This is a genomic window from Yersinia entomophaga, assembly GCF_001656035.1.
GTDB lineage: Bacteria > Pseudomonadota > Gammaproteobacteria > Enterobacterales > Enterobacteriaceae > Yersinia > Yersinia entomophaga.
On the sequence record NZ_CP010029.1, the window covers coordinates 2,105,197 to 2,131,728 of the forward strand.

The following is a 26,532-nucleotide window of genomic DNA, read 5'->3' on the forward strand; positions in this document are numbered from 1 at the left end:
ATCATGGCGTTTCGTTTCTTGACCGATGATGCAAAATGGCCACGGCGTCACTGGCGATATGCTCTGCGGCAAAAACCCCGCGCATACGCGCCCAGGTATTGCTATCTACCGCAGCAACATGATTTTGCTGTGCCGCTTTCATCACCTGCCACAGCGGATCTTTCTGCCACTGTCTTACAATACTTTCCTGACGATAATGCGCGACGATCAGCCATTCTGGATCGATCGCTAATAGCTGTTCGAGACTAATATTGGCGAGCGCCTGCTTATTCACGGGTTCAGGCACGATCAGGCCCAAAGCGGTCAAAACGCTGCCAGTGTAAGATTCACGGCTGTGCAGATTGAACTGCTGTTCGCGGGAAGTACCGAATACCACTTTTTCACCTTCCGGCAACTGGCCGGCAAAAGCCTGCATACGTTGATGATGTTCGGCCAAGCGCGGCTGCATTAAGGCATTTTTCCCCAACACTTCACCGATTATCGCCGCTGATTCCAGATTTTCACTGTAGGTTTCATTGCGAGACTTAAGCATCAGCGTCGGCGCAATGCCTTTTAACGCAGCATAAATACCACCGTGGCGGCTGCTGTCCGCGATGATTAAATCCGGTTTTAAAGCCGCAATAGCTTCCAGACTCGGCTGTGAACGTGTTCCAACCGACTGCCACGGCTGAATGCGCTGGCGTACCTCCGGCAATATTCTTTCGGGATCGTTATCGTCCGCTACGCCTACCGGGCTAACTTCAACTAAGGCTAAAGCGTCCACAAATGACAATTCCAAAACCACAACCCGGGAAGCCATGCCATTGAAAGTAAAAGCGCCCTGCTGATCCTGCACCGTCACAGCTCCGGCGTTGCCTAGACATAAACACATCAGACACACGGGAATGGCCAATCGTGAGATAAAAGACATAGAACCTCTGGCAGAAAAAGTAAAAATTACCGGGCATCCTATAGAGACACCCGGCATAGCAGCGATGCTGAAATATTAGAATTTCACCGAACCTTGCAGATAAAGGGTACGCGGCTGGCCGACATACATTCCTTTGTTGTTATCGTCATAGGCGCGGGTGAAGTAATGGTGATCGAAGATATTCTTCACGCCCACCGCCAGATTCAGGTTGGCCATTTGCGGGCCAAAGTTGTAATTGGCGCGAGCGCCCCACAGCATGAATCCAGGAATTCGCCCGTTACTGCCGTCCACGCTTTCTTTCACAGTATTGGCATTGTCCGCAAACTGGCTGGACTGGAACTCGCTATTTAGGTTAAACGTCCAACTACCCGGTGAATAATCCAGCCCCAGCGTGCCTTTGTTTTTAGGTGAGAACGGCACCTGATTACCGCGGTTAGCACCTTCTTCACGGATTATCGCATTCACATAGGCATAGCTGGCGTAGGCCGAAAGGTTATCCAATGCGGGAGATAAATCCGCCAGATCGTAGCGCACCTGACTTTCCAAACCGCTGTGGCGGGTTTTACCGCGAGCGGTCACGCTATCAGTCACCTGATTGGAATCATACTGATTATCAAAGTTAATCAGGAACAGTCCGACTTCCGCTTTCACGATGTCGTTATCGAAGCGCGTCCCCAATTCCCATGTGCGCGCTTTTTCCGGCTCAATTTTGCCGCTATCCACGGCTTTTCCGATTTGGCTGTACTGCACCGTACCGAAGGAACCTTCGGTATTAGCATAGATATTCCAGGCATCATTCAGGTGATAAACCACATTCAGAGCGGGCAGAGGCGCGTTGTAGCTGATGTCCTGCTTAGTATTCTTAATGTAGTTATTCTGATAAGACTGAATACGCTCATAGCGTATCCCCGGCGTAATCGTCCAATCACCAATATCAATACGGTCATCGATATACCAGGCGTGAGCCTGAGTTCCGGACTGAGTATCCCGGTCAAACGGGCTGCTGGTAGTCGGTAATTTTCCACTGCTGGCTAAACTGGTGTAGCGCAATTCATGGGTTGATTCGCTAACGAAACGATAGCCGATACCCACTTCATGGGCGGACGAGCCCAATGTGAAGCTTTGGCTATAACGCGGTTCAATACCACGAACCCAATATTCGCGCGGTGACAGGGTGATATTTTTGCCCTGATTGAGATAGCCACTGCGTAAGGTGTAGGTATAGAAGCTCTGGATATTAAACTTATGCTGTTGATCCGGTTGATATTGGTAACCCAGACTCGCGAGCTGGCGACGGCCCCAGAATTCGTCGTAAGGACGCGTTGACTGGAAAGGGTCGGCGTTATAAGCCGCACGTGACAAACCGCCCGGCATTTCAGCCCGACCTTCATAATATTGCAGTAAGCTATTGAAAGTATGTACATCGTTTGGCGCATAGCGCGTTTTCAACATCACATCGTCGATTTTGGTGGAACTGTGTTCTCGCCAGTCGCTACCGCGAGTGCCAGAATACAGCAGCGCCGCTCCCAGACCGTTATCCGCCGTGCCGCCAATCATCAGATTTCCGGTGCCTTTGGGATCATTCTGGCTCGATGTCGGGCTCAGTGCGCCTTCCATGCCCGCTGAGAGGCCAAAATCCTGCGGAATAGCGCGAGTCACGAAGTTAACCACGCCGCCAACGCTTTGCGGCCCGTAACGCACGGCACCGCCGCCGCGCACCACATCGACCGCATCCAGATTACCCAGCGAAACCGGTGCAAGGGAAAGCTGAGGCTGGCCGTAAGGGGCAAAAGGAACGGGAATACCGTCCATCAGCACGGTAGAACGACTGGCTAAACGCGGATTAAGGCCACGAATACCGAAGTTCATCGCCATATCATGGCTGCCAGTGCCATTGTTTTCCGGCGCATTCACCCCCGGCATACGGTTTAAAACCTCACGAACGGTAGTCGCACCCGTTTTAGCAAACTCTGCGCGGCGCACGACATCACGCGCCCCGGCGTGTTCAAAAATGTCATTTTCACGCGCATCCCCTAACCAATCACCGACTACGGTCAGAGTATCTGCGTTAGCTGAGACCTCAGGCTCCAGCGTGAAAGCATTGCCGCCCAGCGCTTTACTCCGTAAACCACTACCCGATAACAAAGCGTGTAAACCGCTATTCACCGAATAATTGCCGTTTAGGCCTTCGCTACGTTTGCCGCGAGTCAGTGAGGAATCCACTGACAAAGTGATCTCAGACTGACTGGCAAACAGATTCAATGCGGTATCGAGATCACCCGGTGCAATGTGATAGCTCGCGGTGGCAGAAGCCGCCGTCGCCATTACCGGTGCCAGCATCGCCGCTGGAATTAACGTGCAATGAATGGCGATTGCCAATGGTGTTGCCTTGCTAAAAATGCCAAAAACGCCTGCGCGTGAAGAAATGGACATACCCTCTCCAGAATTTATGTTTTTTTACTGTGCTATGTAGGAGTCGAATGAAATCGCAAAAGGTATAATCGCGAATGCGACTTTTTATCATTTTTATTTAGAAATAAGCATTCAGGCAGGCACCACTTTCACCCAATATCGGGTAAGTGATTGAACTTTAACAGGAAGAGTTTGAGTCAGTATTTTTAGCAAACGATCGGTATCCTTGAGAGGAAAAGTGCCGCTAATACGCAGCTCGGCAACCGTCGGATCGCAGCTTAGGCGGCCATGTCGATAACGCGCAATGTCTTCAATGACATCACCCAGCCGCCCGTCACTGACGCTTAATCGCCCCTGAGTCCAACTTCCGGCACCGGCGATTAACGGAGTCAAGGCAGAGAAATCCCGATCGCTGAAACTCACCGACTGACCTTCATTCACGGTGATAATTTGATTTGGAGCGGCGCGTAGCTTCACTTCGACGGCGTGTTTAAGCACCGATAACTGTGTGATATCTCCGGTTTGTCGCACGATAAATTGTGTACCCAACGCCCGCATCCAGCCCTGCGATGTTTCCACAATAAAAGGTCGAGCCTGCAGATCTTTTGCAGTGGTAATGCCGATCTCTCCCTGATGTAGCCAGATCAGCCGCCGATCCGTCGTATAACGAATGTCTGCCGCACTGGCGGTATTGAGGAAAAGTTGGGAACCATCGCTCAAAGGCAGAGATTTAATTTCACCGGTCGAGGTGCGCGCATCTGCCCACAGCCCTTGCCCGGTAGGCGACTGCCAGGCTTTCCAGGAACCACCGACTCCCAGAAAAACCACCAATCCTTTCAATACCCGACGCCGAGTGATTTCCGCCTGCTGTCGTGCCTGATTGAGGGTTTGATAGCTGAATGTACCGGGCATGCTGTGAAACTGCCCCTGTAATGCCTCGACCCGCTGCCACGCCCAGCGATGATCCTCATGCTGCTGATACCAAAGTTGCCACTTTTGCTTTTGCTGCGACGTGACGTTTTCGTCACAAAGGGCAGCAAACCACTGCGCAGCCATTTTCAAGGCCCGTTGCTGAGATTCAGATAATGAGGAACTCATGGCGTTTGAGGATGTTCCAGTGCAAACAGCAGGCAATGTTCGGTCGCTTTTGCCATATATTTTTTGACTGAAATAACCGATATCTGTAAACGTTCGGCTATCACCGGATAAGTGAGCCCTTCCAACTGCGACATCAGAAATGCCTGGCGCACCTTATGCCCAAGCCCATCAAGCATGGTGTCGATTTGTTGCAGCGTTTCCAACAGGCACTGGCGCTGTTCAGGTGAGGTGACAGAAACTTCCGGCATTTGCGCCAGCATTTCAAGATAGGCACGTTCCAGCGCGTTACGGCGGAAATAGTCGATCATGACCCGGCGAGCAACGGTGCATAAGAAGGATTTGGGTTCACGAATTTCATGAGCTTTATTGCCGACGAGAATCCCCATAAAGGTATCCTGCGCCAGATCGTCTGCATCATATGTCGATCCCAGCTTCGATCGCAGCCAATTTCTTAACCAGTGATGGTGCGAGCTGTAGAGAGCTTCAAAGCTAGCAGAAGGTGACGCACCAGCGAGAGTGGACATAGACGGTTACAAAACCCTACCGAGAATTTATTCAAGGATAATAATTGATAATAGTTATCATTACAATCGAGAATCAAATGCTATTTTATTTCCTCCTTTTTAATCAATTTGTTAGCGTTATACTCGCAGGTTCTGGCTAGAGATAAATTTAAACGCTTTATTGGCGTGAGTTTACATGAATATGATCAGCGTCAATCAGAGAATTCCGCGTCGGTATCGGGGCGTTCTTTAAAAGAGATCCGATATAACTCATGCCATTACATTAAATATAAGGATAAGGATAAAGATAAAGATAAAGATAAAGATAAAGATAAAGATAAAGATAAAGATAAAGATACAGATACAGATACAGATACAGATACAGATACAGATACAGATACAGATACAGATACAGATACAGATACAGATACAGATACAGATACAGATACAGAATTAAAGTTTTCGTCAGTCTATTTAAGAAAACCAGCCTTGCGGCTGGCTATTTTATCTCTGGAATGTATTTATCCCGCGACTTTAGCGACTCTAGCTTGATGTTTAAGAATATCCCGTGCTGAATCAGCCATAATCATAATCGCACCTGCCAGCATCAAAGTATCCTTTAATATCAATCGTCCTGCCCCTGATAAATAAGGGAAACCGTGGTGCATGTCTCCCAAATTCGGAACCCAGGCTTCTGGCGTTGTGATTAAAAATGAAAGGGTAACAAAAGGCGTCAGGAACGCTAGCAGGCCGCCAATCAGGCCTAGCCAACGGCTAAACGGATTGGCTAAGACCAAAAGAGCAATCAGCACTTCCACAACACCCAGTCCATTAGAAAAATCGTAGGTGTTATTCATTTCTTGCCACTGTCTGGCGACAAGGTTTAACTCACCTTCGTGCGTCATATACTGTTTATATTCGGTGGGATTCTCATAGAAGAATGACATCAACGGGCTATTGGCGACAAAAGGGGTAATACTATCGGCTTCGTAAGGTACAAATTTCAACAAACCGATCCAGATAAAAACAATCGCAATGCTTAATCGGATCAGGGTAAGACCGACCTTATCACCCCGACTCAGTAACTCTAAATACTTGTTCATCGATAAACTCCTTTTTATTTATCTGACACAGCAGTAGAAAACCGGGTTAATTAGATAAACACCCGTCTTTCCATTGATGAGATAATAGGTTTATCTGAGTGAGTTGCATTTTTCACAGACTCTGAATTTTTTTGTCGTATCGTCTGAAATAGCGTGACTACCCATAATCGATAAAACAACTCTCCGTCCGAAATAGAGCGTTGTAATAAAGCAGAATACTTTTATTGAACCAGACTGAATAAATCGTTTAAAGATTCACTCATCGAAGGATGAGTAAAAATCTGATCGCGTAGTATGGTATAAGGCAGCCCCGCATCCATTACCATTTTTACGGTATTGATCATTTCGTGAGAATCAGGGCAAAGCAACGATACACCGAGAATCTGCTGTGTCTTATTATCAATAATCGCTTTTAGCACGCCTCTCGTATCATTTAACACTCGAGCTTTCGGAATAGCAGCGACCGGCAGGGTAACAACCTGAATATCGGCACCGCTATTGCGCGCTTGCGTTTCGGTTAGCCCAACCCGAGACAGCGGCGGATTCATGAATACCGAATAAGGTACATGTTTACGATCGCCGGTATGGCGTTTACCACTCCCCAATAGCTGATCCCGAACAATGCGGAAATCATCCAGCGAAATATAGGTAAACTGCGGCCCACCTTTTACATCCCCCATCGCCCAGATATGACTCGCCGTGGTACGTAAATAAGGATCGACCATCACAGCACCGCGATCGTTAACCTCAACTCCCGCCTGATGCAATTGTAAATCTTGAGTATTCGGCGCTCGCCCGGACGCAACCAGTAAGGCATTTACGTTATAGTCACCTTGATCGGTATGCAGCTGAACTGCGCCATTATATTCAGATACGCAATCGACCTTGGCATTGAGCACCAGTTCAACGCCCTGATCTTTCAAAATACCCAGAATCGCCCCTGCTACATCCTGATCTTCATGAGGTAAAAAGCGCGATGCCGTTTCGAAAATAGTCACTTTACTACCAAACTGAGCAAAGATTGAGGCAAACTCCACGCCAATATACCCGCCGCCAAGAATGCCCAAATGAACGGGCAAAGTTTCCAGATTCAGCAGGCCGGTACTGTCATAAACCCCCGGCGTTGATGCTAAACCTTCCACCGGTGGCATTACCGACTTCGCTCCGGTATTGATAAAGATCTTTTCACCGGTGAGCGTTAATTCCCCTTCCGGCGTTGTGACTCGTAGCGTATGGCTATCAATAAATTCCGCACGCCCATCAATAACATCAACATTCTCCAAATCCGCCAGATTGTGATAATTCTTATCCCGCAGGAAATTAACCAGATCGGATTTACGACGCATAGCCTGAGAAAAGTCATAATGGAGTTGCGCATCATGAACCAAAGCTTTAGTTGGGATACAGCCAATATTAATGCAGGTACCGCCATACATTTTCTTTGACTGCTCAATAATGGCAACTTGCCAGCCGGCTTTAGCCAGGGTTACAGCCAGAGTTTTCCCGCCTTTCCCAAACCCGACTATGACAGCTTGATAATGATTCATGATTCATCCTCGCCAAGAATTTCTAATCCAAACCTGAGAAAAATAACGCCCCTAAAAATCCCAGAACGATTTCGATAGGTCATAGTGTAGCTATAACGACTGTGCTAACGTATTTCCATCACGCTTGATAAATTGTTCTGGAGTCTAATTTGGATACCCTTAGCAGGCTGATCGCTCTTAATCCCCCGCGGGGCCGCCTTGACCGTAATTGTATTCTGGATGGTGACTGGCAATTACCTCACGCCGCAGGTGACTTATCCGTCATTCGCTGGCATGTGGTCATTACCGGTTCGGCTTGGCTTGATTTATCTTCCGGCGAGTCCCGCCTGCTGGAAAATACCACCATGCTGCTGTTACCCCAAAGCTCCGCCCATCGCCTGCGACAGCATACAAAAGAAAATACCCAGATTTTATGCGGTAGTATGAATATGCCCATTAGCGCTCGCCATTTTCTGACCGCGCTGCCAGAGGTATTGGTGCTGTCCCCTGAGAATGCCTCAGTAAGTCGGGAGTGGTTCCACTACGCTATCAAACTGATGCAGGAAGAGGTGAATCGCGGCCAGCCCGGTGCCGAAGCGATTTGCAGCCAAATGTGCGGGATGTTTTTAACCTTTGCGATACGTGGTTGGCTACAACATTCTCCACTGGATAAAGGGCTACTGCAGGCTTTGCTACATACCCGATTAGGTGAAGCGGTGGCTCAAATGCTGGAAGCTCCTCATTATCACTGGACGGTGGAAAGCCTGGCGCAAATCGCCCATATGTCTCGGGCTAGTTTTGCCGAAGTGTTTCGTCAGGTCTCAGGGACAACTCCGCTTTCATTGTTGACGACTCTGAGAATGCAGCTTGCCGCACAGCGTCTGGCTCGCGAAGCCGCGCCTTTGGTAGCTATCGCAGAACTGGTGGGCTATGCCAACGAATCATCTTTCCACAAAGCTTTTGTGCGCCATTTTGGCTGTACGCCGGGGCAATACCGTAACAAAGCTAAAGAATTGGCGACACATAGCGGAGACTAGAGGGTTGGCCATAAACTGCCTGTTTTAAACAGAAACGCAACTCATCGTTTATTCGCTGTGCGTTTATTGACGACGAACTGAGTAACCATTCGTTTATTCACCGCCAGTGTGGTGGCAACGCTCCGATCGCCAGCACATTATCATTCCCTTTTATCCTATTGCACCCGGCTTAATGGGTAACCCTCAATTTTAATCCCAATGTTATTTTTTTGAATAAGATTCATATAAACTGAATGCCTTTCTCTATCAGTCGAACTGAAATGTGATTATCAAGCTGCAAAGACTTACAAAAACGCGTCGAATTATCGAAGCGAATGTACATTCTCTTTTTGATAAATGCCATGTGTTCTATCTTCTATCTTCTATCTTCTATCTTCTATCTTCTATCTTCTATCTTCTATCTTCTATCTTCTATCTTCTATCTTATTATCGTCGACATTATATATCTTAGCTAATTCCTTATTGGTGCAGCGTTGTAGCATAAGAAAAAAATAATATCCCTGCACGTTTAACAAGTCATTTTATACCTCGCTAAGGCACCATCAGGGAAACCTCATTTACGTTAGAAAGCGCCTTTGGAAGAGCAAGATTAATTGCCATAGGGGAGCTAATAATACAAGTAGATATACCGACAGCCAGAACTTACTACTCTTAACCGGTTTTTACTTTCCAGTTGATTATTTATCGCCCGATTTAATCAGAACGACTAAATATAACCGCGCACCTGCTGATAATAAAATGCCTAAATCAGGAAATAAAAAAGTCAGCCACTATATAGGCTGACTTTTTAACAGACTTTTATGATTAATTTATATCGGGATGCTGGGCGATAAGATTCTTTCTTTTTTTCTCCAGCTCAGCAATTTCCTGATCGATATCCTCAATACTTTGCTCAATATTATCATGGTGTTCTTGCAGGATTTCCTTAGCTTCTGCCCGGTCGGAAGCTGCCGGCGTAGCGCCTTTCAGCGGTTTATTCGCCGTTTCCTTCATAAATATCCCTGTAACCAAACCTATAACCGCAACCACCATCAAATAATAGGCTGGCATGAAGAGATTCTGAGTGGATTCAACCAGCCATGCGGCAATGGTTGGAGTCAACCCGGCAATCATTACCGATATATTAAAAGCGATGGCCAATGCACTGTAACGAATATGCGTAGGGAACATGGCAGGTAAAGTTGAAGCCATTACGCCGATAAAGCAGTTCAACAATACGGCCAGAATCAACAATCCACAGAATATCAGGCCAATCACGCCGCTGTTAATCAGGATGAAGCATGGAATGGCCAAAACAAAAAGGCCAATACTTCCGCATACGATAAAAGGTTTGCGGCCAAATCTGTCGCTCATCAATCCCATAATTGGCTGGACAAACAACATACCCAACATGATGGCGATGATGATTAGTACACCGTGATCTTCCGAATAATGCAGGCTATGAGACAAGTAGCTCGGCATATAGGTCAACAGCATGTAGTAAGTGACGTTAGTAGCAATAACCATACCAACGCATATGATCAGATTTTTCCATTGCTTCGTTAGAATTTCGCGGAAAGAAACCTTTGGCGGTTGAGTAATATTATTGCGCGCATCGCTATCCATTTGCTCAACATGCTGTTGGAAGGTTGGCGTTTCTTCCAAAGCGTGGCGCAGATAAATACCAATCAATCCTAGCGGAGCTGCAATAAAGAAAGGAATACGCCATCCCCATTCAAGGAAATTAGCTTCACCGACAATGCTGGAAATCAGAACAACCACTCCGGCGCCTAAAATAAAACCGGCAATGGAACCAAAATCTAACCAACTCGCGAGGAAACCGCGCTTTCTATCCGGAGAATATTCAGCAACAAAAATAGCCGCGCCGGTATATTCACCCCCGACGGAAAAGCCTTGGGCCAATTTAGCCAATAACAGTAGTATCGGTGCCCAAATCCCGATTGATGCATAGGACGGAATTAAGCCAATACAGAAGGTACTGACAGACATAATAATAATGGTGACGGACAAAACTTTTTGCCGTCCAAACTTATCGCCGAGGGCACCAAAGAATATGCCGCCAAGTGGGCGAACCAAAAAAGGTACGGAAAAGGTCGCCAATGCGGCGATCATTTGAATTCCGGGATCGGCTCCAGGGAAAAATACTTGCCCCAGTGCGAAGGCGACAAAACCGTAAACACCAAAATCAAACCATTCCATAGCATTGCCTAATGCAGCCGCGGTAATTGCTTTTTTCAGTTTGGTGTCATCAATGATAGTGATATCATTGATTTGCATAGGTTTTACCTTTCTTTTGCGTAATCCCATTATTTACTCCCTTGTATTCATCTTCATTCCACTGTGTAAAGCCAGAAAGAGTTAATTGCTTTAGCAGCCATCAAAAAAATTTATGTAACTATATAAGTAATAACCTATGTAATTACGTGATGCAATGAAGAATCAGGTGGAAATACGGGCTGAATGGCTATTTTTACTGACAAAAACTGACGAAATTTTTATGAAAAAAAACCTTATTTTTCTCAATGTTACTGATATTTTTTCCTTTAGAACTTACAGGGTTAGCGAAAATTGACAAAAAATGACGAAGACTTAAAGCTCACGAAGAAAAGGACGAAATCATCGACGCGTTCAAAAAAAATAATAAATTTCCTTTGACAGAGCAAATGACTGTTCTTGCGGAATAAATAACCTAACGAATTATTTTGATACATTCTCGTTAGCCGAAGCAACCATAGATAAATAGTGGCTAATAATTATCTGATTAGCCATAAATAAGGCAATGACGCTTTAGTAGAATGGCGAGGCCCTTTATTTATTGTTTCCCTTCCTTTTTTAGCAGCGCTCTCTTGCGCTCAACACCCCAACGGTAGCCAGACAACGCGCCATCCTGACGAACGACCCGATGGCAAGGAATCGCCACAGCCAGCATATTGGCGGCACAGGCTCCGGCAACGGCGCGCACCGCCTTTGGTAAACCAATTTTATCGGCAATTTCGCTATAACTTGCCGTGGCACCTAACGGGATTTCTCGCAGAGCTTGCCAGACCCGCTGCTGAAAAGCTGTTCCGCGAATATCCAATGGTAAATCCAGGCCAATTTCTGGCGTTTCAATACACCCCACCACCTGAGCCACCAGGATGTCAAAAGCTTCATCCCCGCCGATTAAAACCGCCTGAGGAAACTTATCTTGCAGCTCTTGCACTAGCTGTTGCGCACTCTCTCCCATCCAAATCGCGCAAATTCCCCGTTCACTTTTCGCCACTAGAATATCGCCCAATGAACACTGGCCAACGGCAAAATAAATAGTTGTTCCGGTTCCACCGCGATGGAATGCCTTAGGCGTCATGCCTAACATGGCATTAGATTTATGGTAGAAACGTGCATTCGATTGATAGCCCGCTTCGAAAATAGCGTCGGTAACAAAACCCGTTTGCGCCAATTGCTGACGTATCCGCTGAGTACGCAAAGCTTCAGCGTAGCCTTTTGGCGTCAGGCCAATCGCCGCTTTAAATCGTCGGTGAAAATGATATGCGCTCTGGCCCACATAATCAGCAAGTTCATTTAGCGTTGGAATATGATCGGACTTTTCAATATAGCGGCAGGCTTTGGAAATTATTTCGTACTGCTGATCTCCCTGAACACCGCCGCAACGTTTACACGGGCGAAATCCTGCTACTTCAGCCGCTAACCTATTCGCGAAAAACACCACGTTTTCCTGCCGGGGCTGACGGGATGGGCAAGACGGTAAGCAATAAATACCGGTGGTTTTTACCCCATATATAAAAGCGCCATCGGCGTCTTTATTTCGCTGGACGATAGCCAGCCAACGCGCCCGATCGCTCTTGAAATTCTGTCTAGCATTCATAATCGTTAACCCTCGACGAATGGAATCGTTAAGGCGTTGCCGTTTAAAATTTCGGTCCCGCCAGTGCTAGCCAGATTAATTCAGAGAAAACGGTCAAACACTCCGCTTCTTGCTTTTTCATTCGAGCTTCGGGTGAAAAGACTTTAATATTCCCCCCCCCCCCCCGCGAGCGGAATTATTTTTCACTCATCTTTGGATAAAGCCCAAAGATACAAAGAAGCGGTGGTGCCATAGGGTGAATAACGTGTTCTATAACGTTTAAAGCGCTCTTTAGTCAGTTCTTTATGACGATATAAATTCATCATACCGCGCCGAATAGCCAAATCCCCCCAACTCACAACATCTGGACGCGCCAGCGAAGAAATTAGCAGCATTTCTGCGGTCCATACGCCAATACCATTTAATCTGGAAAGAGTGCGAATGATTTCGTCATCGCTTTGGCTATGAATATTTGTCAAATCCAGCTCTCCGACCCGCACCGACTCTGCTGCCCCTTTAATATATTGGGCTTTTTTCATTGTCATACCACAGCGCTGTATTTCTTCATCAGGCAATAACAGAATGCGTTCAGGCGTAATATTTCCGACTAATATCTGCAAGCGCGTATTAACGGTTTGCGCCGCTTTTACCGATATTTGTTGTTCAACAATATATTGCACTAACCCGGCAAACAGATCGGGATTGGTTGGACGTTGTAACATGCCAAAGCGTTCAATGGCCGCAGCCATCTTTTTATCGCGTTTTTTGAGATGCTGAATCTCAGTTTCGCCATAAACAAAAAACATGCCCGCCCCTCAGTGAATTGCCTTCGCTACGAATATCCTTCATTGATACTGTATTTTTATCATGATGAATAGAGCCAATCTGGAAAATATTGACGCTAAACGAGATAGGATTTTATTTATCGGCCCAATGAGGTTCACGCCAGAGTAGTTTTCGCTGCCAGTCTCGGCAAACGCTTTTCATCCAGCTTACCATTTGGCGTGAGCGGCATTTCACTGAGCAAATGTAGCTGACTGGGAATCAGATATTCCGGCAGCCTGTGCGCCAAATCACAGAGAATACGACAAGGCTCCGGCGCGCAGGCCGGATAACACTGACATAGGGTCGCAAATGCCAACAGTTTTTCCTCAGCACCCAATCGTTGAACGACCACTTTGACCTGCTTTAATAACGGGCACACGCGGATCAACTGCGATTCCACTTCGGCAATATCGATCAGATAACCGCCGATTCGTACCTCTTCCTCTATACGCCCTAGAAATTGATAATGCCCGCAAGGCAGTTTTCTGAACTTATCGCCGGTACGGTATAAGCGTAACCTTTGGCCCGGTATTGGCTGCCACTCGATAAATCGCTGGGCAGTAAGCTGCGGTTGGTTGAGATACCCTCGCGCCAGCCCGAGGCCAGAGAGATAAAGCTCTCCGGCTTCCCCCGGCAGGCATTCGGCACCGTCACGGTCCAAAATCCAAGCCTGAATCCCAGTAACCGGTTGACCAACATGAACGCGCTGGCCGAGGAAAATCCGCCCATAAAGAGCGGTTACCGTACATTCCGCCGGGCCGTACAGATTATAAAGCGCTACGCGATCTGCCCAGCGATCCGCCAGATTTTGTGGGCAATCTTCACCCCCGATGGCAATCAGCGACGGTAACCCTGCAGCCTGAATATCAAGACGAGCTAACAATGCGGTAGGTAGAAATAAGTGGCTGCTGCGGCTGTGGACAATAGCCGCGGTTTCCCCGCAGCCAAGAGCCAATTCTCCTCCGCAGATTAACGGCAACAAAGCGGCCATATTACCCGCGTCAAATGCCAGAGATAAGGCGTTATACACCCGGCTGTTGGCGGTGATTCCTAGCCCTTTAGCATGATCTTTCAATAAATTAGCCAAAGCGCCATGTTCGATCATTACCCCTTTCGGCACGCCTGTGGAACCGGAGGTATAGATAATTAAAGCCAACTGCTGGGGACGACGAACGACCTGCGGCGGTTGGCTGCCCGACCAACGTTGAATACCGCGAAGAAATCCGGAAGAGGTTATATCGAAATAGCGGGCGCAGGACCAAAGCGCCATTGAATCACCGCTGCCAACGCCAAGAATCACGCTCAGCCCAGCGTCGGCGACCATATGGCTAAGTCGTCCAAGCGGGTAATCCATATCCAGCGGCACGTAGCAGGCTCCTGCTTTCCACACCGCCAGCAGTGCCACCAGAAAATAGGGATCGCTACCGGTAAGTACGCCGATCCTTGAGTGCTCACCTATTCCCTGTTGATTCAGCCAGTTGGCAATACGATTAGCATCTCTTTCCAGCTGAAAATAGCTGATGATCCCCTGTTGCGCATTCCTTGCCGCAATGCGATCTGGCGTTAACCGACTCCAGACCTCGATCAGGTCAGTGACCGTTTCTTCCATCGGATAATCCATCAGGCCGCCAGAGTTGCGCCACCATCCACGACAATATCCTGCAACGTAATATGGCTAGCTAAATCTGAAGCCAAGAACGCGACCGTTTGAGCAATTTCCGCAGGCGTAGCGATTTTCCCCAGCGGGATTCCGAGCTTGTACTGCTGAGGAAAACCGGCGATGGTGCGTTGCTCGGCGTCTGGCGTTTGCCACATTCCGCGTTGCATTGGGGTATCGGTCGATCCCGGCGAAACCAGATTGCAGCGCACGCCATAGGGAGCTAACTCCAGCCCAACGCAATGGCTGAAACTGGTTAATGCGGCTTTAGAGGCACAGTAAGCGGCCATTTGCATACGCGGTACATGAGCCGCATTTGAGCCAATGCTGACTATCGCGCCGGACCGCTGCTGCTTGAACACCGGAATAAGCTGTTTTAACAGATAAAAAGCACCAGAAACGTTGACGTCAAAACACTGCTGCCAGTCATCCAAACTCAAGCTTTGGGCTTCTCCCATACGCAAAATACCCGCTGCGTTCACCAACACATCGATGCCGGACGCAACCTCAAGCAGTTGCTCGCAAACGTCCGCCACCTGCGCAGGCTGCCTAATATCCAGCACTGCCGTAGTGAAAGGATATTTTTCATTGGGAAAGTTTTTATCCAGGCCAAAGACTTCCGCGCCCAGCGCCGTGAATAATTTAGCCGTTTCAAAACCGATACCCTGACCCGCACCGGTCACCCACACACGCTTACCGGTGAAATCCATTTGTACCATTGTGCCAGCCATTATTTCGCCCCAGCCGCCAGTTGTTTCTCAAACAGTGCCCACCAGCCATTTAAGCTTGGGGATTTCGCCAGATCGACAAAACTCAGCTCAATACCTTGCTGACGCCATTCGGTCACCAGCGCCATGATATGAACGGAATTCAGGCCGTAATCGATCAGATTTTCATCTTCATCAAAGTCTTCGTCACTTTCGTCAATCAGCGTCAGGAGCTGTGCTTTCAAGCTTTCTTTGCTGAATCTGTTATCACTTTGGTTTGCTTCACCCAGCAGTGCCTCAGTGAAAATCACACTTCCGCTACGCGTCGCCACATATTTCAGCGCCATCAGATGCTCTTCCAGCGAGAAATCAGCCACCGCGTCCGCCACCATAAACGGCTTAATATCTTTCATGAAAGCGTCCGTTGCAGTAATCATGCAGCCAATGTGGCCGTAGATACCGCAAATCACCAACTGGTCACGCCCCATTTCCTTCATCATTTGTTCTAACGGCGAGCGATGGAATGCGCTATAGCGCCATTTCACCAAAATCTCGTCGTCTTCTTCCGGCGTTAACGCACTCACTACCCGCTGCTTGGCCGGATGATCGTTTAAACCTGCGCCCCACATGTCATTCAGCAGCGCCCGATCTTCCGGGCTTTGATTATTAGGTTGAGCGGTATAAATCACCGGCACACCCTGACTTTTACAGTAGCGGCGAATGGCGGCAATATTGTCGATCACCCGATTAATCATTGGGTTATTGTCACCGTAGAAGCTGACAAAGTAGTCCTGCATATCGTGAATCAGCAGCACGGCTTTGGTCGGATCGAACTGCCAGCCCACTTTATTTGCCGGAACATGTTCTGCCTGCGGCAGTTGATAAGCAGAAAGAGTTGGAATCGCCATGAAAAAATCCTTATTCACTGATGCTGATTTGGGTCTGAATGGTTTGTCGCAGTAGTCGCTTGTCTATCTTCCCGACCGGCGTAACCGGTAGGCTATCGACCATTTCAAATCGATCCGGCAGCTTGAATTCCGCCACCCCGATACCACGCAGATATTTGCGTAAGTGGAGCGGTTTGAGACTGGCATCGCGAGTTACCACAAAGGCACAGCTTTTTTCACCCAGCATTTCATCAGGCATCGACACCAGCGCCGCGTGAATGATGCTTTCGTGGGTTAACAGCAGATTTTCTACCTCTTCGGCGGCAATTTTTTCGCCCCCGCGATTGATTTGATCCTTCTCACGCCCAACAACGCACAGGTAGCCGTCTTCGGTCATCTGTACTACATCGCCAGAGTGGTAAAATCCTTCATCATCAAAAGCTTTCGCATTATGTTCTGGGCTACGGTAATAGCCGCGGAAAGTATAAGGCCCGCGCGTGACTAACTCTCCCGCTTCTCCCGGCGCAACCGGCTGACCGGCACTGTCCAGCACCCTAACTTCATCATCGGCGCTGATAGGGCAACCCTGCGTGGTGAAAATACGCTCGTCGCTATCGTCCAAACGGGTGTAATTCACCAAGCCTTCGGCCATTCCCAGCACTTGTTGCAACTGACAGCCCAGCATCTGCGGAATGCGCCGTGCCAGCGATTCACTCAGTTTGGAGCCGCCGACCTGCAACAGTTTCAAGCTAGCGAGATCCTCTGTGCCAAAATGCTCGGCGGCCTGCAGCCACAGAGATACAGCTGGCGGAACTAATGAGGTCATGGTGATTTGATGACGTTTAATCAGTGGAAAGCAGCTCATAGCGCTAGGCTCAGGAGCCAAAACTACGCAGCCACCGCCATAGAAAATACCCAATGCGCCGGGCGAGCTGAGCGGATAGTTATGAGCCGCAGGCAGCGCGCACAGATAGCGGGTATTTTCATCGTTTTGACAAATATCTACGCTGCCTCTGACGCTGTAGTAATAATCATTGTGAGTTCGCGGAATCAGTTTCGGCGTCCCGGTACTGCCACCGGAAAGCTGGAAAAAGGCGACTTCGTCCGCCGCAGTCGGCGAAAAATCAGGCAACTCGCCGTCTAATTCCTCATACAGCATGGTCTGTAACAATGGCGCATAATCATTCTCACCATCAATAATCACAAATTCAAGAGAAGGCACTGACTGCTGCAACTGCTGCGTAAAGGCCGCGTCACTAAACAAAGCGTGGCTGGCGGAGGCAATCAACAGGCGCGGCTGAATTTGTTTAGCGTAAGCATTCAGCTCCAACCGATTGTGGCTAAATAAGGCATTTACCGGTACCACGCCAATTTTCAACAGCGCGAAATACACTAAATAAAACTCGGCGACATTGGGTAATTGCACCAAAGCCGTATCGCCATGTCCCAGTCCCTGACCGGTTAATCTGGCGGCCAGTCGATCCGAAGCGCGATTCATTTCGGCATAGCTGAACTGGCGTTCGCCGCAAATCACCGCCGTTGCCTGTGGACGCAGTTGGCACTGTCTGGACAGCACGTCCGTCAGCGGTAAATCAATCCAATAACCTTTTTCGCGATATTGACGTGCAAACTCCGCAGGCCAACGGGTAAATTCAATACTCATGGCAAACGTCCCTGTGATTGAATTCCCAACGCATTCAACATGGTGCCTAGCTTGGCTTCGGTTTCGGCCCATTCAAGTGCAGGCTGCGATGCCATCACGATTCCGGCCCCAGCAAACAGGCGCGCCTGAGTGTCATGCAGCGTTGCGCAGCGAATCGCTACCGCCCACTCCCCGTTGCCGTCTTCATCACACCAGCCGACGATACCGCTGAATAAGCCTCGTTCGAAAGGCTCTAACTGATTGATTAACCGACGAGCTGATTCCGTTGGGAACCCGCAGAGCGCTGGCGTTGGATGTAATAGGCAAGCCAGTTCCAGCACCGAGGTTTGGGCACTTTCCAGCTCGCCGCTAATAGCTGTAGAAAGATGCCACAGTGCAGCGGTGCTAATCAGTGAAGGCTGCGTCGGGATATTTAACGAGCGGCAATACGGCGTCAGTAAGCGGCGAATTTCGTCGATAACCAAACGATGCTCATACTGATCCTTTCCAGAATTCATTAAGGCTTGAGAAACCACATGATCGCCTTCTACCGTTGCCTGACGTTTTGCCGAACCGGCTAAGGGGTTGGTGTAAACTCGATCTCCGTCCTTACGTACCAGAAGTTCCGGGCTGGCTCCCAACAAAACGCCGCCTTCACTCAGAGGAATATGGAAATGAAACGCGCCTGGATTTTGGCGTAATAAGTGATTGATAACCCGGTTAGGATTGATCGGTGTCTCGGTTTCAATCTCTAAAATTCGCGACAATACCACCTTATGCATTGCGCCCCGACGGAAGGTTTCAACCGCCTGAGCAACCGCCTGTTTAAAGTCGTCTTCATTAGGCAGGCTGCGCCACTGAGCGACAGAAACCGGGTCTTCTGATGTATCTGATGCAGCAGAAACCAATTCCTGACGGTCGAGAAATTGATAGGATTGAGGAATGAATAGCTGGGTAGGCTGGCTAATATCAAAGGGAATGGCTCCGACAACGATAGGACGTTGCAGGCCATCGGCGCGCGCTTTGATAAATGCCTTCTGGATCGATTCTTGCAGCGTACCGGGGTATTCCGCACCGCCTTGTGCTCGTTGAGTAATTCGTTCCGCCACCCCCTGTGTTTTTATACTCCGATGTGCTGAAGTGAATAAAAACGCTGAGGAAGTCGCTGAAAAAAGTGAGTTATCCAAACGCCCTGCAGTGCCACTGTGTGCCACAAAAACCTCCACCACGATGTAAATAGTAATGTTAATAATAATTACTATCATTCCTCTTTAGGCGTGATAAATTACGACGAAGCAGTGACATTGTCAATGTATGTAAATATTCCATTAATTATTTTTTCTTATATGGACAAGTCAGGAAAATAGGAGATTCAACTAAGCCATGTCCCTTTTTTTTCGTAGCATTACGCAGAAAACCCGCCGCGTAGCCTTTCCGGCCTTTTTATGCCTGCTGGCTCTTTTGGGCTTGAGTGGATGTAAACCGGCGGATGAAACGCCCAGGATTTCCCCTACGCCCCCAGCCAGCGAAACCAATGGTCAATGGCCCCGCACGGTTCATACCGCCAGAGGCGATGTGCAGCTTGAGAAAGCACCGCGACGCATTGTTTCTACAAGCATTACGATTACTGGTACTTTGCTGGCAATCAAAGCGCCGGTGATTGGTACTGGCGCAACCGTTCCTAACACCACGGTTGCTGACGATCTCGGCTTCTTTACGCAATGGTCAAAAGAGGCCAAAGCGCGCAATCTGGTACCTATGTACCAAACAGAGCCGAATGCAGAAGCGGTGGCCGGTATGAATCCGGATTTGATTATCATTTCAGCTACCGGCGGCGATTCGGCCTTGAAGTTGTACGAGCAGCTTTCAGCCATTGCTCCAACTCTGGTAATGAATTACGACGATAAAAGCTGGCAGGAACTGGCGCTAACGCTGGGTCAGGCAACCGGCCACGAAGCCGATGCAGAGCAAGTAATTAGCGACTTTGCCAAACGTCTGGATCAGGTAAAAAACAGTATTACGCTACCGCCGCAACCGGTTTCAGCCTTTGTGTATCAGGCTGGAGGGCAGACCGCCAACCTGTGGACGGCAAACTCGGCGCAGGGAAAATTATTATTGGAGCTGGGCTTTACGCTAGCCACTGTCCCTGAATCCGTACTGGGTAATACCAGTATGGGACATCGTAAAGATATCATTCAGTTAGGCGGAGAAAAGCTAGCGGAAGGGCTGACCGGCAACACCTTCCTGCTATTTTCTGGCGACAGGCCTGCGATTGAGGCGTTGGAAGCGAATAAGTTTCTCTCCCACCTAGCGCCACTCCAGCAGAACCGCGTTTATGCGATGGGCAACGATACTTTCCGCCTGGATTATTACAGCGCCAGCAATATGTTGCAGCGAATTGAGGGGCTGTTTAAGAAGGATTAGGTTTGATTTTGATCTTAAGAGCGTATTTAAGCTACTGAAGGTTGGAATTGGGTTCAGTTTCGTAAGCCCAGCAGTTCACTGTCTCCTCACTTGCCGTGGAGGCTTCCGAGCAGGGTTGGCGCGAAAGTGGGGTTCTGCGAACGTCCCTCGGGCGCGCTTGTCAGGCAAGCCAGCGCTAGATTCGCCTGCGGGCGTTATCAGGATGCCATGCCATCCTGGCCCTGCGGCTCAAGGCGCGCTTTCAACAGCTGACGGCTGTTCACTCTTGGCCTCATCCCTGCTCGGCCCACTTCCTGATTGCGCCTGTTGAGTGCAAAACCAGTGTTCTTACGAATCACAATTTGCCTTTCGTTTTTGATAGGGCTTTTGACCTTGAGTTTGATTTTTCAGAGCACATTTGAGCGGCTGAGACGATGAGTGAGGGAACCCACTTAGTGGGCAGGCGATACGTGCGGAGGCGCGGATTGTTAAGGCTCGCGCTTACGAGCCTTAACTCGATTGAGGCTGTTGAGGTGAGATATTCACCAATCGAATACCAACCCCTTGCCCCCGCCCCGCGGCCGCTATCACAAGGTAAGCAAACAAAAATTAATTCTCTTTCGTTTCCTCTACACTCATCTTCACGTCCTCTTGCTCAGCACTCCCCATCGAAGCCTGACGCAAAGGCTGGACGCAAACCGCAATAACCGCCCCTAAACCCGCAGCAGCGACCCCATAGGACAACGCAGCTAAAGCCGGTGTCATCAAACGCGCCAGCAAACCTAATCCCAATGCGCCCAAAGACTCACCGGTAACAAACTGCACATTCCACAGACTATTAACTCGCCCCAGTAATGCGTCCGGTGTATGACTTTGAACCAAAGTATATTGCAGCAATCCGCTGATCGAACCCAGATAGCCATACAACAGCAGCCCCGGTAATGCCAGATAGAAATTATTAGTCAAACCCAGCGTTGCGATAGATAAAAATGCCGCTATAGACGCATACATCAACACCAAACCGGGACGGCGAACCTCCGCGACCCAACCGCTAGTAAAGGCTCCGATAGTCGCCCCTAACGGCACTACCGAATACATAATCCCAATCTGCGAGGCACCAACGTGATAAGTATTTTCAGCCAGCGCAGGGAACAGCACGCGAATCGCTCCGACCATGCTTACCAATGTCCCCAACAACACGACCGAGCCAACCACTTTATTGCTCAATACGAAGGAAATACCGCTGGCCAAAGCACGCAGCGGGTGTTCATGCTGCGTCACCGTCGGTTTCATCTGCGGTAAACGCAACAGCGGCAGCAGCGTCAGCATCGTACCCGTAGCCGCAATACCGTAGTTCCAACCCACTCCGCCGTAAACAATAATCAGACCGCCAATAGCCGGTGAAAGAATTGACCCCAAACGCACGGTCAGCATACTCAAACCGCCCGCCGCCGCCAGATTTTCACGTCCAACCAGCGATGGCGTAGCCGCCATTAACGCCGTCATGCCCAAAGCGCCGAAAAAACCGTCCCAAGTTGCCAGCACGTACAGCACCCACAGTGAAGGCGTGGCGGCAAAAGCGTTTATACTCAGACCAACAAAACCCAAACCGCAGGTAAAACGAGCGAATAAAATCAAACGACGTCGATCGAGACGATCGGCCAATACACCGCCCAACAGCAGACCAATAAACATGCCCAAGCCATCTAACGTGACGGCTAACCCTACCTGCAGGGTGGATCCGGTCATCGCCTGGATTTGTACCGGCACCGCAACGGTAAGCATCCCCAAGCCTAATACTGAGATCAGGCGAGCAATAAATACCGCCCGAAAATTTGCATTGTTCTTTAACAGGCTGAAATCCAGAAGAATGGGTGACTTTGCCATGATTATCTAATCCATTAATGTCGACAGAAATGCTGCCGGACATGGCCCTATTGACCGAAAAAAGTGTATTGTCACGCGGATACTCGCAGAATTTTGCTGATGTAATCCAATAATGACTCGTGCTAACATAGCGCAAACAAATAATAATGATAATCAAAACGATAACAATAATCATTTTATTAAAGAAGAATCGTTATGTCCCTTGATAAGACACTCAACATACCCGTTGCGGCTAGCCAATCGGGCCGCTTCTCTAACGACCGTCGTCGTGTATTCGGTTTATTTCTTTGCCTCACTCTACTGCTGATTATCATGGCCTGTAGCCTGATGTTCGGTGCCAAAGCCATTCCTCTAGACGTGGTATGGCGCAGCTTGCTGGGGGAACACAGTGGGCAAGACAGTACCCTGATTTTGGAATCCCGTTTACCTCGCACGTTGATTGGCGTATTGGCCGGAGCGGCTTTGGGGCTTTCGGGCGCAATTATTCAGGCACTGACTCGCAACCCGCTGGCCGATCCTGGTATTCTCGGCGTCAATGCCGGAGCCAGTTTTGCCGTTATTATCGGCATTACCGTTTTTGGGGCTAACGCCATCAGCGGCTATATGATTTTTGCGTTTGTCGGTGCAATGCTTACCACGCTATTGGTTTATTGGGTCGGAACCTTGGGAGCCGGCGGTGTGAATCCGTTGCGCCTGACTTTATCTGGCGTCGCTATTGGCGCGGTTCTCACCGGAATTTCCTCCGGCATCTCTCTGACTCACCCCACGGTTTACGACAGCGTCCGATTCTGGCAAGCAGGCTCGCTGGATATTCGCAATATGTCAGTGGTTACCGCAGTCACGTTGCCGATCGTAGTCGGCACCTTAATCAGTCTATTGCTGGCGCGTCCGTTGAACGCCATGCATATGGGAGAAGATCTGGCGGCAGCTTTAGGTGCGCATATTGGCCGTACTCAATTCTGGTCAGTCGTTGCCGTAACTCTGCTGTGCGGCGCAGCTACCGCAGCCGTCGGCCCTATCGCCTTTGTTGGCCTGATGGTGCCGCATATCGCCCGTTGGTTGGTCGGCCCCAATCAATGCTGGATTCTGCCTTTTACGCTGGTGATGACGCCTATCTTGCTGCTGTTCTCCGATATTGTCGGCCGTTTTCTGGTTCCTGGTGAGCTGCGAGTTTCCATCGTTACCGCCTTTATCGGCGCGCCGCTGTTAATAGGATTAGTACGCCGTAACGCAAGGATGACCGCCCTGTGAAATCAATCACTCAACCTTGGATTATTGGCCACAGTGACGGCCGGATAAATCTGCGCGTGCGTCCACGCAGTTTGTTGACCTGCGCCCTGTTGCTGCTGGCCTGCCTGATATTGGGCGCGCTAGCGTTAACTTTCGGCACGCTAAAACTCTCGACCAATCAGGTGGTTAGCGCTCTGTTTGGTCAGGCCAACGGTTATATCAATACCATCGTCATTCAGTGGCGGCTACCGCGAGCGGTTATGGCGCTAATTTTCGGAGCAGCGCTAGGCATCAGCGGCGCTTTGTTCCAATCGATGATCCGCAACCCTTTGGGTAGCCCTGATATTATTGGTTTTAACTCCGGTGCTTATACTGGCGCACTGGTGGCTATTATTCTGTTCAATGGCAGCTATTTTGAGATTGCCAGCAGCGCCTTAGGCGGCGGTTTGCTTGCCGCTGCGGCAGTGTATTTACTGGCTTACCGTCAGGGAATACAAGGATTCAGGCTAATTATCGTCGGGATTGCGGTCGGTGCAATGCTGACGGCATTTAATACCTGGCTAACCATTACCGCCTCGCTGGAAGCGGCTCTCAGCGCAGCAGCCTGGGGAGCCGGTTCGCTGAACGGCATCACCTGGGCCAAAGCCGCACCTTCGAGCCTATTCATTTTATTGGCTACGATGCTGGTGGCGTTGCTTAGCCGCCGTATTCCGCTGCTAGAAATGGGTGACGATGCCGCCGGCGCCTTGGGCATTCCCGTTGAAAAAACCCGGCTCGGGCTAATGGCAATTGGGGTTATTTTGATGGCAGCGGTCACCGCCGCCGCCGGGCCAATTTCATTTATTGCCCTGGCCGCCCCACAGATTGCCCGCCGCCTGACCGGTACGCCTTCGGTCACGCTCATTCCTTCTGCTTTGATGGGAGCGTTGCTGTTGGCTGCCGCCGATTTGTGCGCCCAGCATCTGTTTTCACCTAATCAGCTACCGGTGGGCGTGGTGACCATCAGCATCGGCGGGCTGTACCTTATTTGGCTTCTAATTCGCGAGTCCCGCCGATCATGAGTAATCTGTATGCTAACCCTGTAAACACCGCCGAAAACCGCCTGCGAGCCAAAGCCGTAACCTTAGGTTACGAAGGGAAGATCATCAGTGAAAACCTGAACGTTTCTATCCCCGACGGCGAATTCACCGTCATTGTCGGTCCAAACGCCTGCGGCAAATCTACCCTACTGCGGGCGCTAAGCCGCTTACTAAAACCTCAGGCTGGCGAGGTAATTCTCGACGGGAAAAATATCGCCCGCTATGACACTAAACATGTGGCTCGCCACCTCGGGCTACTGCCGCAAACCTCACTGGCGCCGGACGGTATCACGGTCATGGATCTGGTCGCCCGAGGTCGTTATCCGCACCAAAAACTGCTCCAGCAGTGGACACAGGCGGACAAACTCGCGGTACTCGAAGCAATGCAGGCCACCGGCGTTAGCGAGCTAGCCGATCGCACGGTTGATGCACTGTCCGGCGGACAGCGTCAGCGGGTCTGGATCGCTATGGTTTTGGCGCAGCAAACACCGCTGTTGCTCTTGGATGAGCCAACCACCTATCTGGATATTGCTCATCAGATTGAATTACTGGAGTTATTCAGCGATCTGAACCGCGAACGCCAGCACACGCTGGTGGCCGTATTGCACGATCTGAACCACGCCTGCCGCTACGCCACCCATATTATTGCCATGCGCGATGGTCAGGTGGTGACAGAAGGCGCACCGCGCGAGGTCATTACCGCTGAGCTGGTGGAAAAAGTATTCGGGATGCCTTGTCTGATTATTGAAGATCCGGTTTCCCATACCCCACTGGTTATTCCCAAGGGGCGAGTGAAGAATAAAGGATAAATAGGTTCATTTGGCGCTGAAATGGCAAAGTTGGGGGCAAAATGGATTCCTATGGGAAATATATTTTTTCCCATAGGCTATTTATACAAATTTTGAGCGTATGTCGCGCATATCATTGATGGAATCCATTTAATTCATGGTAATTATCAATTAGGAAGAACCTATGCCACAGATAACATCAAGCGCCTTCAGTAGCCGACTTGCATTTTTTAACCAACTGAATAATAAACCCGAGACAGAAAGCCGCTCCAGCGGAATGGGAAAACTCTCTCAGAGTTTTACCGGCGTGCGGAATAGCGCCTCGTCTCAATTTTTTCCCCGCCCAAAAACTACCGCTGATCAAACTGACGGCTCTTTCCGTTCCAACCTAAATGTGCGCCAATCCGCTAACGGCGAAGCCCCGGCAGCCCCCATGTCCAAAAGAGTCTCTATTCTGGATGTCATGAAGCTCAAAATGGAAGCAGAAGGGCAACCATTTGACAGTTTTATCAACAAACTTAAGTCGGTAAAAGTGACAGATGCTCCGCCTCCGATTAAACGTCAGGAACTTGCACCTGCGGCTCCGATAGCGGCACCTATTGCTCCAGTGAATGTTAGCTTTCAAAACGGTGTGATTCCTCCGCCTCCGCCGCCTCCGATGTTCTCCGCGCCAGTGAAGGCCAAATATGTCCCAACAGAGATAAAGCCGGCCAGTAAGGAGGATATTGCCAATCTGGCGGCTGCGCAGTTGGCTAAAGTGGCGAAGAAATCAGAACCTAAACACCAGATGCCAGCAGATTTTATGGCAGCATTGCTCGCAAAATTGCCGAAGAAGATTGAATAACCAGTGGCTGAGAAACAACAGAAAAAAGCAGTGACTCACTGATAAATCCTCTGGTTAAAATAGTCGTTAGCTAAAGATAGAAAATATTCAGGCCAGCATATTCGCTGGCCTGATGTTTATGAGTTACGGCAGTCTGTTACGGTTAGCAGT

22 protein-coding genes are annotated in these 26,532 nt (G+C 49.4%); 7 read left to right on the forward strand and 15 right to left on the reverse strand.

Annotated features, from left to right (window positions below):
• Nucleotide 1: 1 nt before the first annotated feature.
• The 4 genes from PL78_RS09650 to fecI all read right to left on the reverse strand — a co-directional run bounded on the left by PL78_RS09650 (nt 2) and on the right by fecI (nt 4,944).
• A complete protein-coding gene (locus tag PL78_RS09650; RefSeq protein WP_064515088.1) occupies nt 2-910 on the reverse strand; it encodes a Fe(3+) dicitrate ABC transporter substrate-binding protein FecB in 909 nt (302 codons plus the stop codon).
• Nucleotides 911-985: 75 nt separating this feature from the next.
• Nucleotides 986-3,343, reverse strand: coding sequence for a TonB-dependent Fe(3+) dicitrate receptor FecA (fecA, locus tag PL78_RS09655; RefSeq protein ID WP_120806579.1), 2,358 nt, complete (start codon nt 3,341-3,343; stop codon nt 986-988).
• Nucleotides 3,344-3,454: 111 nt separating this feature from the next.
• Nucleotides 3,455-4,420: a ferric citrate uptake sigma factor regulator FecR gene (gene fecR, locus PL78_RS09660; protein WP_064515092.1), complete on the reverse strand. Its 966-nt coding sequence runs from the start codon at nt 4,418-4,420 to the stop codon at nt 3,455-3,457.
• The gene (gene fecI, locus PL78_RS09665; RefSeq protein ID WP_064515093.1) at nt 4,417-4,944 is read right to left on the reverse strand and encodes a ferric citrate uptake sigma factor FecI; all 528 of its coding nucleotides are present in this window, start codon (nt 4,942-4,944) and stop codon (nt 4,417-4,419) included. The genes fecR and fecI overlap by 4 nt, the downstream gene beginning before the upstream one ends.
• 165 nt (nt 4,945-5,109) lie before the next feature.
• On the opposite strand from fecI, the gene PL78_RS20645 reads away from it, so the two are divergent.
• Entirely contained in the window at nt 5,110-5,475 is a 366-nt protein-coding gene (locus PL78_RS20645) for a hypothetical protein (protein WP_201030828.1), read from the forward strand.
• On the opposite strand, the gene rclC is transcribed toward PL78_RS20645, so the two are convergent.
• Complete coding sequence (rclC, locus tag PL78_RS09675) at nt 5,445-6,026, reverse strand: reactive chlorine resistance membrane protein RclC (protein WP_064515095.1); 582 nt, start codon at nt 6,024-6,026, stop codon at nt 5,445-5,447. The genes PL78_RS20645 and rclC overlap by 31 nt on opposite strands.
• Nucleotides 6,027-6,247: 221 nt before the next feature.
• A complete protein-coding gene (rclA, locus tag PL78_RS09680) occupies nt 6,248-7,573 on the reverse strand; it encodes a reactive chlorine resistance oxidoreductase RclA (protein ID WP_064515097.1) in 1,326 nt (441 codons plus the stop codon).
• 149 nt (nt 7,574-7,722) lie between these two features.
• Here rclA and rclR point away from each other — a divergent pair, with 149 nt between their 5' ends.
• Nucleotides 7,723-8,589 carry a reactive chlorine-specific transcriptional regulator RclR gene (gene rclR / locus PL78_RS09685; protein WP_064515098.1) on the forward strand — a complete coding sequence of 289 codons (867 nt, stop codon included), beginning with the start codon at nt 7,723-7,725 and terminating at the stop codon, nt 8,587-8,589.
• An 804-nt stretch (nt 8,590-9,393) separates the two neighbouring features.
• Here the strand turns inward: rclR and proP are convergent.
• The 8 genes from proP to PL78_RS09725 all read right to left on the reverse strand — a co-directional run bounded on the left by proP (nt 9,394) and on the right by PL78_RS09725 (nt 19,416).
• Complete coding sequence (gene proP, locus PL78_RS09690) at nt 9,394-10,896, reverse strand: glycine betaine/L-proline transporter ProP (protein WP_049597746.1); 1,503 nt, start codon at nt 10,894-10,896, stop codon at nt 9,394-9,396.
• 505 nt (nt 10,897-11,401) lie between these two features.
• Entirely contained in the window at nt 11,402-12,454 is a 1,053-nt protein-coding gene (ada, locus tag PL78_RS09695) for a bifunctional DNA-binding transcriptional regulator/O6-methylguanine-DNA methyltransferase Ada (protein ID WP_064515100.1), read from the reverse strand.
• A 182-nt stretch (nt 12,455-12,636) separates the two neighbouring features.
• The gene (locus tag PL78_RS09700) at nt 12,637-13,239 is read right to left on the reverse strand and encodes a DNA-3-methyladenine glycosylase family protein (RefSeq protein ID WP_064515101.1); all 603 of its coding nucleotides are present in this window, start codon (nt 13,237-13,239) and stop codon (nt 12,637-12,639) included.
• A 134-nt stretch (nt 13,240-13,373) separates the two neighbouring features.
• A complete protein-coding gene (locus PL78_RS09705; protein WP_064515103.1) occupies nt 13,374-14,879 on the reverse strand; it encodes an amino acid adenylation domain-containing protein in 1,506 nt (501 codons plus the stop codon).
• The gene (dhbA, locus tag PL78_RS09710; RefSeq protein ID WP_275482603.1) at nt 14,879-15,646 is read right to left on the reverse strand and encodes a 2,3-dihydro-2,3-dihydroxybenzoate dehydrogenase; all 768 of its coding nucleotides are present in this window, start codon (nt 15,644-15,646) and stop codon (nt 14,879-14,881) included. Before dhbA ends, PL78_RS09705 begins: the two co-directional genes overlap by 1 nt.
• Entirely contained in the window at nt 15,646-16,530 is an 885-nt protein-coding gene (locus tag PL78_RS09715; protein WP_064515105.1) for an isochorismatase family protein, read from the reverse strand. The genes dhbA and PL78_RS09715 overlap by 1 nt, the downstream gene beginning before the upstream one ends.
• A 10-nt stretch (nt 16,531-16,540) precedes the next feature.
• Nucleotides 16,541-18,172 carry a (2,3-dihydroxybenzoyl)adenylate synthase gene (locus tag PL78_RS09720; RefSeq protein ID WP_064515106.1) on the reverse strand — a complete coding sequence of 544 codons (1,632 nt, stop codon included), beginning with the start codon at nt 18,170-18,172 and terminating at the stop codon, nt 16,541-16,543.
• A complete protein-coding gene (locus tag PL78_RS09725) occupies nt 18,169-19,416 on the reverse strand; it encodes an isochorismate synthase (protein ID WP_084414319.1) in 1,248 nt (415 codons plus the stop codon). The genes PL78_RS09720 and PL78_RS09725 overlap by 4 nt, the downstream gene beginning before the upstream one ends.
• Before the next feature lie 118 nt (nt 19,417-19,534).
• On the opposite strand from PL78_RS09725, the gene fepB reads away from it, so the two are divergent.
• Entirely contained in the window at nt 19,535-20,575 is a 1,041-nt protein-coding gene (gene fepB / locus PL78_RS09730; protein ID WP_064515108.1) for a Fe2+-enterobactin ABC transporter substrate-binding protein, read from the forward strand.
• A 588-nt stretch (nt 20,576-21,163) separates the two neighbouring features.
• On the opposite strand, the gene entS is transcribed toward fepB, so the two are convergent.
• A complete protein-coding gene (gene entS / locus PL78_RS09735) occupies nt 21,164-22,441 on the reverse strand; it encodes an enterobactin transporter EntS (protein ID WP_064515110.1) in 1,278 nt (425 codons plus the stop codon).
• Nucleotides 22,442-22,636: 195 nt separating this feature from the next.
• Here entS and fepD point away from each other — a divergent pair, with 195 nt between their 5' ends.
• From fepD to PL78_RS09755, 4 genes are all read left to right on the forward strand, one after another.
• Nucleotides 22,637-23,692 carry a Fe(3+)-siderophore ABC transporter permease gene (gene fepD / locus PL78_RS09740; RefSeq protein WP_084414320.1) on the forward strand — a complete coding sequence of 352 codons (1,056 nt, stop codon included), beginning with the start codon at nt 22,637-22,639 and terminating at the stop codon, nt 23,690-23,692.
• Nucleotides 23,689-24,732, forward strand: coding sequence for an iron-enterobactin ABC transporter permease (gene fepG, locus PL78_RS09745; RefSeq protein ID WP_064515113.1), 1,044 nt, complete (start codon nt 23,689-23,691; stop codon nt 24,730-24,732). Before fepD ends, fepG begins: the two co-directional genes overlap by 4 nt.
• Nucleotides 24,729-25,559, forward strand: a complete 831-nt coding sequence (locus PL78_RS09750) for an ABC transporter ATP-binding protein (protein WP_064515115.1) — start codon at nt 24,729-24,731, stop codon at nt 25,557-25,559. Before fepG ends, PL78_RS09750 begins: the two co-directional genes overlap by 4 nt.
• A 163-nt stretch (nt 25,560-25,722) precedes the next feature.
• A complete protein-coding gene (locus PL78_RS09755; protein WP_064515117.1) occupies nt 25,723-26,382 on the forward strand; it encodes a hypothetical protein in 660 nt (219 codons plus the stop codon).
• Nucleotides 26,383-26,532 lie beyond the last annotated feature (150 nt).

What these genes read in the sequence shown, in the direction of transcription:
- PL78_RS09650 (WP_064515088.1), bottom strand. Translation starts at nt 910, where the DNA reads ATGTCTTTTATCTCACGATTGGCCATTCCCGTGTGTCTGATGTGTTTA.
- fecA (WP_120806579.1), bottom strand. Translation starts at nt 3,343, where the DNA reads ATGTCCATTTCTTCACGCGCAGGCGTTTTTGGCATTTTTAGCAAGGCA.
- fecR (WP_064515092.1), bottom strand. Translation starts at nt 4,420, where the DNA reads ATGAGTTCCTCATTATCTGAATCTCAGCAACGGGCCTTGAAAATGGCT.
- fecI (WP_064515093.1), bottom strand. Translation starts at nt 4,944, where the DNA reads ATGTCCACTCTCGCTGGTGCGTCACCTTCTGCTAGCTTTGAAGCTCTC.
- rclC (WP_064515095.1), bottom strand. Translation starts at nt 6,026, where the DNA reads ATGAACAAGTATTTAGAGTTACTGAGTCGGGGTGATAAGGTCGGTCTT.
- rclA (WP_064515097.1), bottom strand. Translation starts at nt 7,573, where the DNA reads ATGAATCATTATCAAGCTGTCATAGTCGGGTTTGGGAAAGGCGGGAAA.
- proP (WP_049597746.1), bottom strand. Translation starts at nt 10,896, where the DNA reads ATGGGATTACGCAAAAGAAAGGTAAAACCTATGCAAATCAATGATATC.
- ada (WP_064515100.1), bottom strand. Translation starts at nt 12,454, where the DNA reads ATGAATGCTAGACAGAATTTCAAGAGCGATCGGGCGCGTTGGCTGGCT.
- PL78_RS09700 (WP_064515101.1), bottom strand. Translation starts at nt 13,239, where the DNA reads ATGTTTTTTGTTTATGGCGAAACTGAGATTCAGCATCTCAAAAAACGC.
- PL78_RS09705 (WP_064515103.1), bottom strand. Translation starts at nt 14,879, where the DNA reads ATGGATTATCCGATGGAAGAAACGGTCACTGACCTGATCGAGGTCTGG.
- dhbA (WP_275482603.1), bottom strand. Translation starts at nt 15,646, where the DNA reads ATGGCTGGCACAATGGTACAAATGGATTTCACCGGTAAGCGTGTGTGG.
- PL78_RS09715 (WP_064515105.1), bottom strand. Translation starts at nt 16,530, where the DNA reads ATGGCGATTCCAACTCTTTCTGCTTATCAACTGCCGCAGGCAGAACAT.
- PL78_RS09720 (WP_064515106.1), bottom strand. Translation starts at nt 18,172, where the DNA reads ATGAGTATTGAATTTACCCGTTGGCCTGCGGAGTTTGCACGTCAATAT.
- PL78_RS09725 (WP_084414319.1), bottom strand. Translation starts at nt 19,416, where the DNA reads ATGATAGTAATTATTATTAACATTACTATTTACATCGTGGTGGAGGTT.
- fepB (WP_064515108.1), top strand. Translation starts at nt 19,535, where the DNA reads ATGTCCCTTTTTTTTCGTAGCATTACGCAGAAAACCCGCCGCGTAGCC.
- entS (WP_064515110.1), bottom strand. Translation starts at nt 22,441, where the DNA reads ATGGCAAAGTCACCCATTCTTCTGGATTTCAGCCTGTTAAAGAACAAT.
- fepD (WP_084414320.1), top strand. Translation starts at nt 22,637, where the DNA reads ATGTCCCTTGATAAGACACTCAACATACCCGTTGCGGCTAGCCAATCG.
- PL78_RS09750 (WP_064515115.1), top strand. Translation starts at nt 24,729, where the DNA reads ATGAGTAATCTGTATGCTAACCCTGTAAACACCGCCGAAAACCGCCTG.
- PL78_RS09755 (WP_064515117.1), top strand. Translation starts at nt 25,723, where the DNA reads ATGCCACAGATAACATCAAGCGCCTTCAGTAGCCGACTTGCATTTTTT.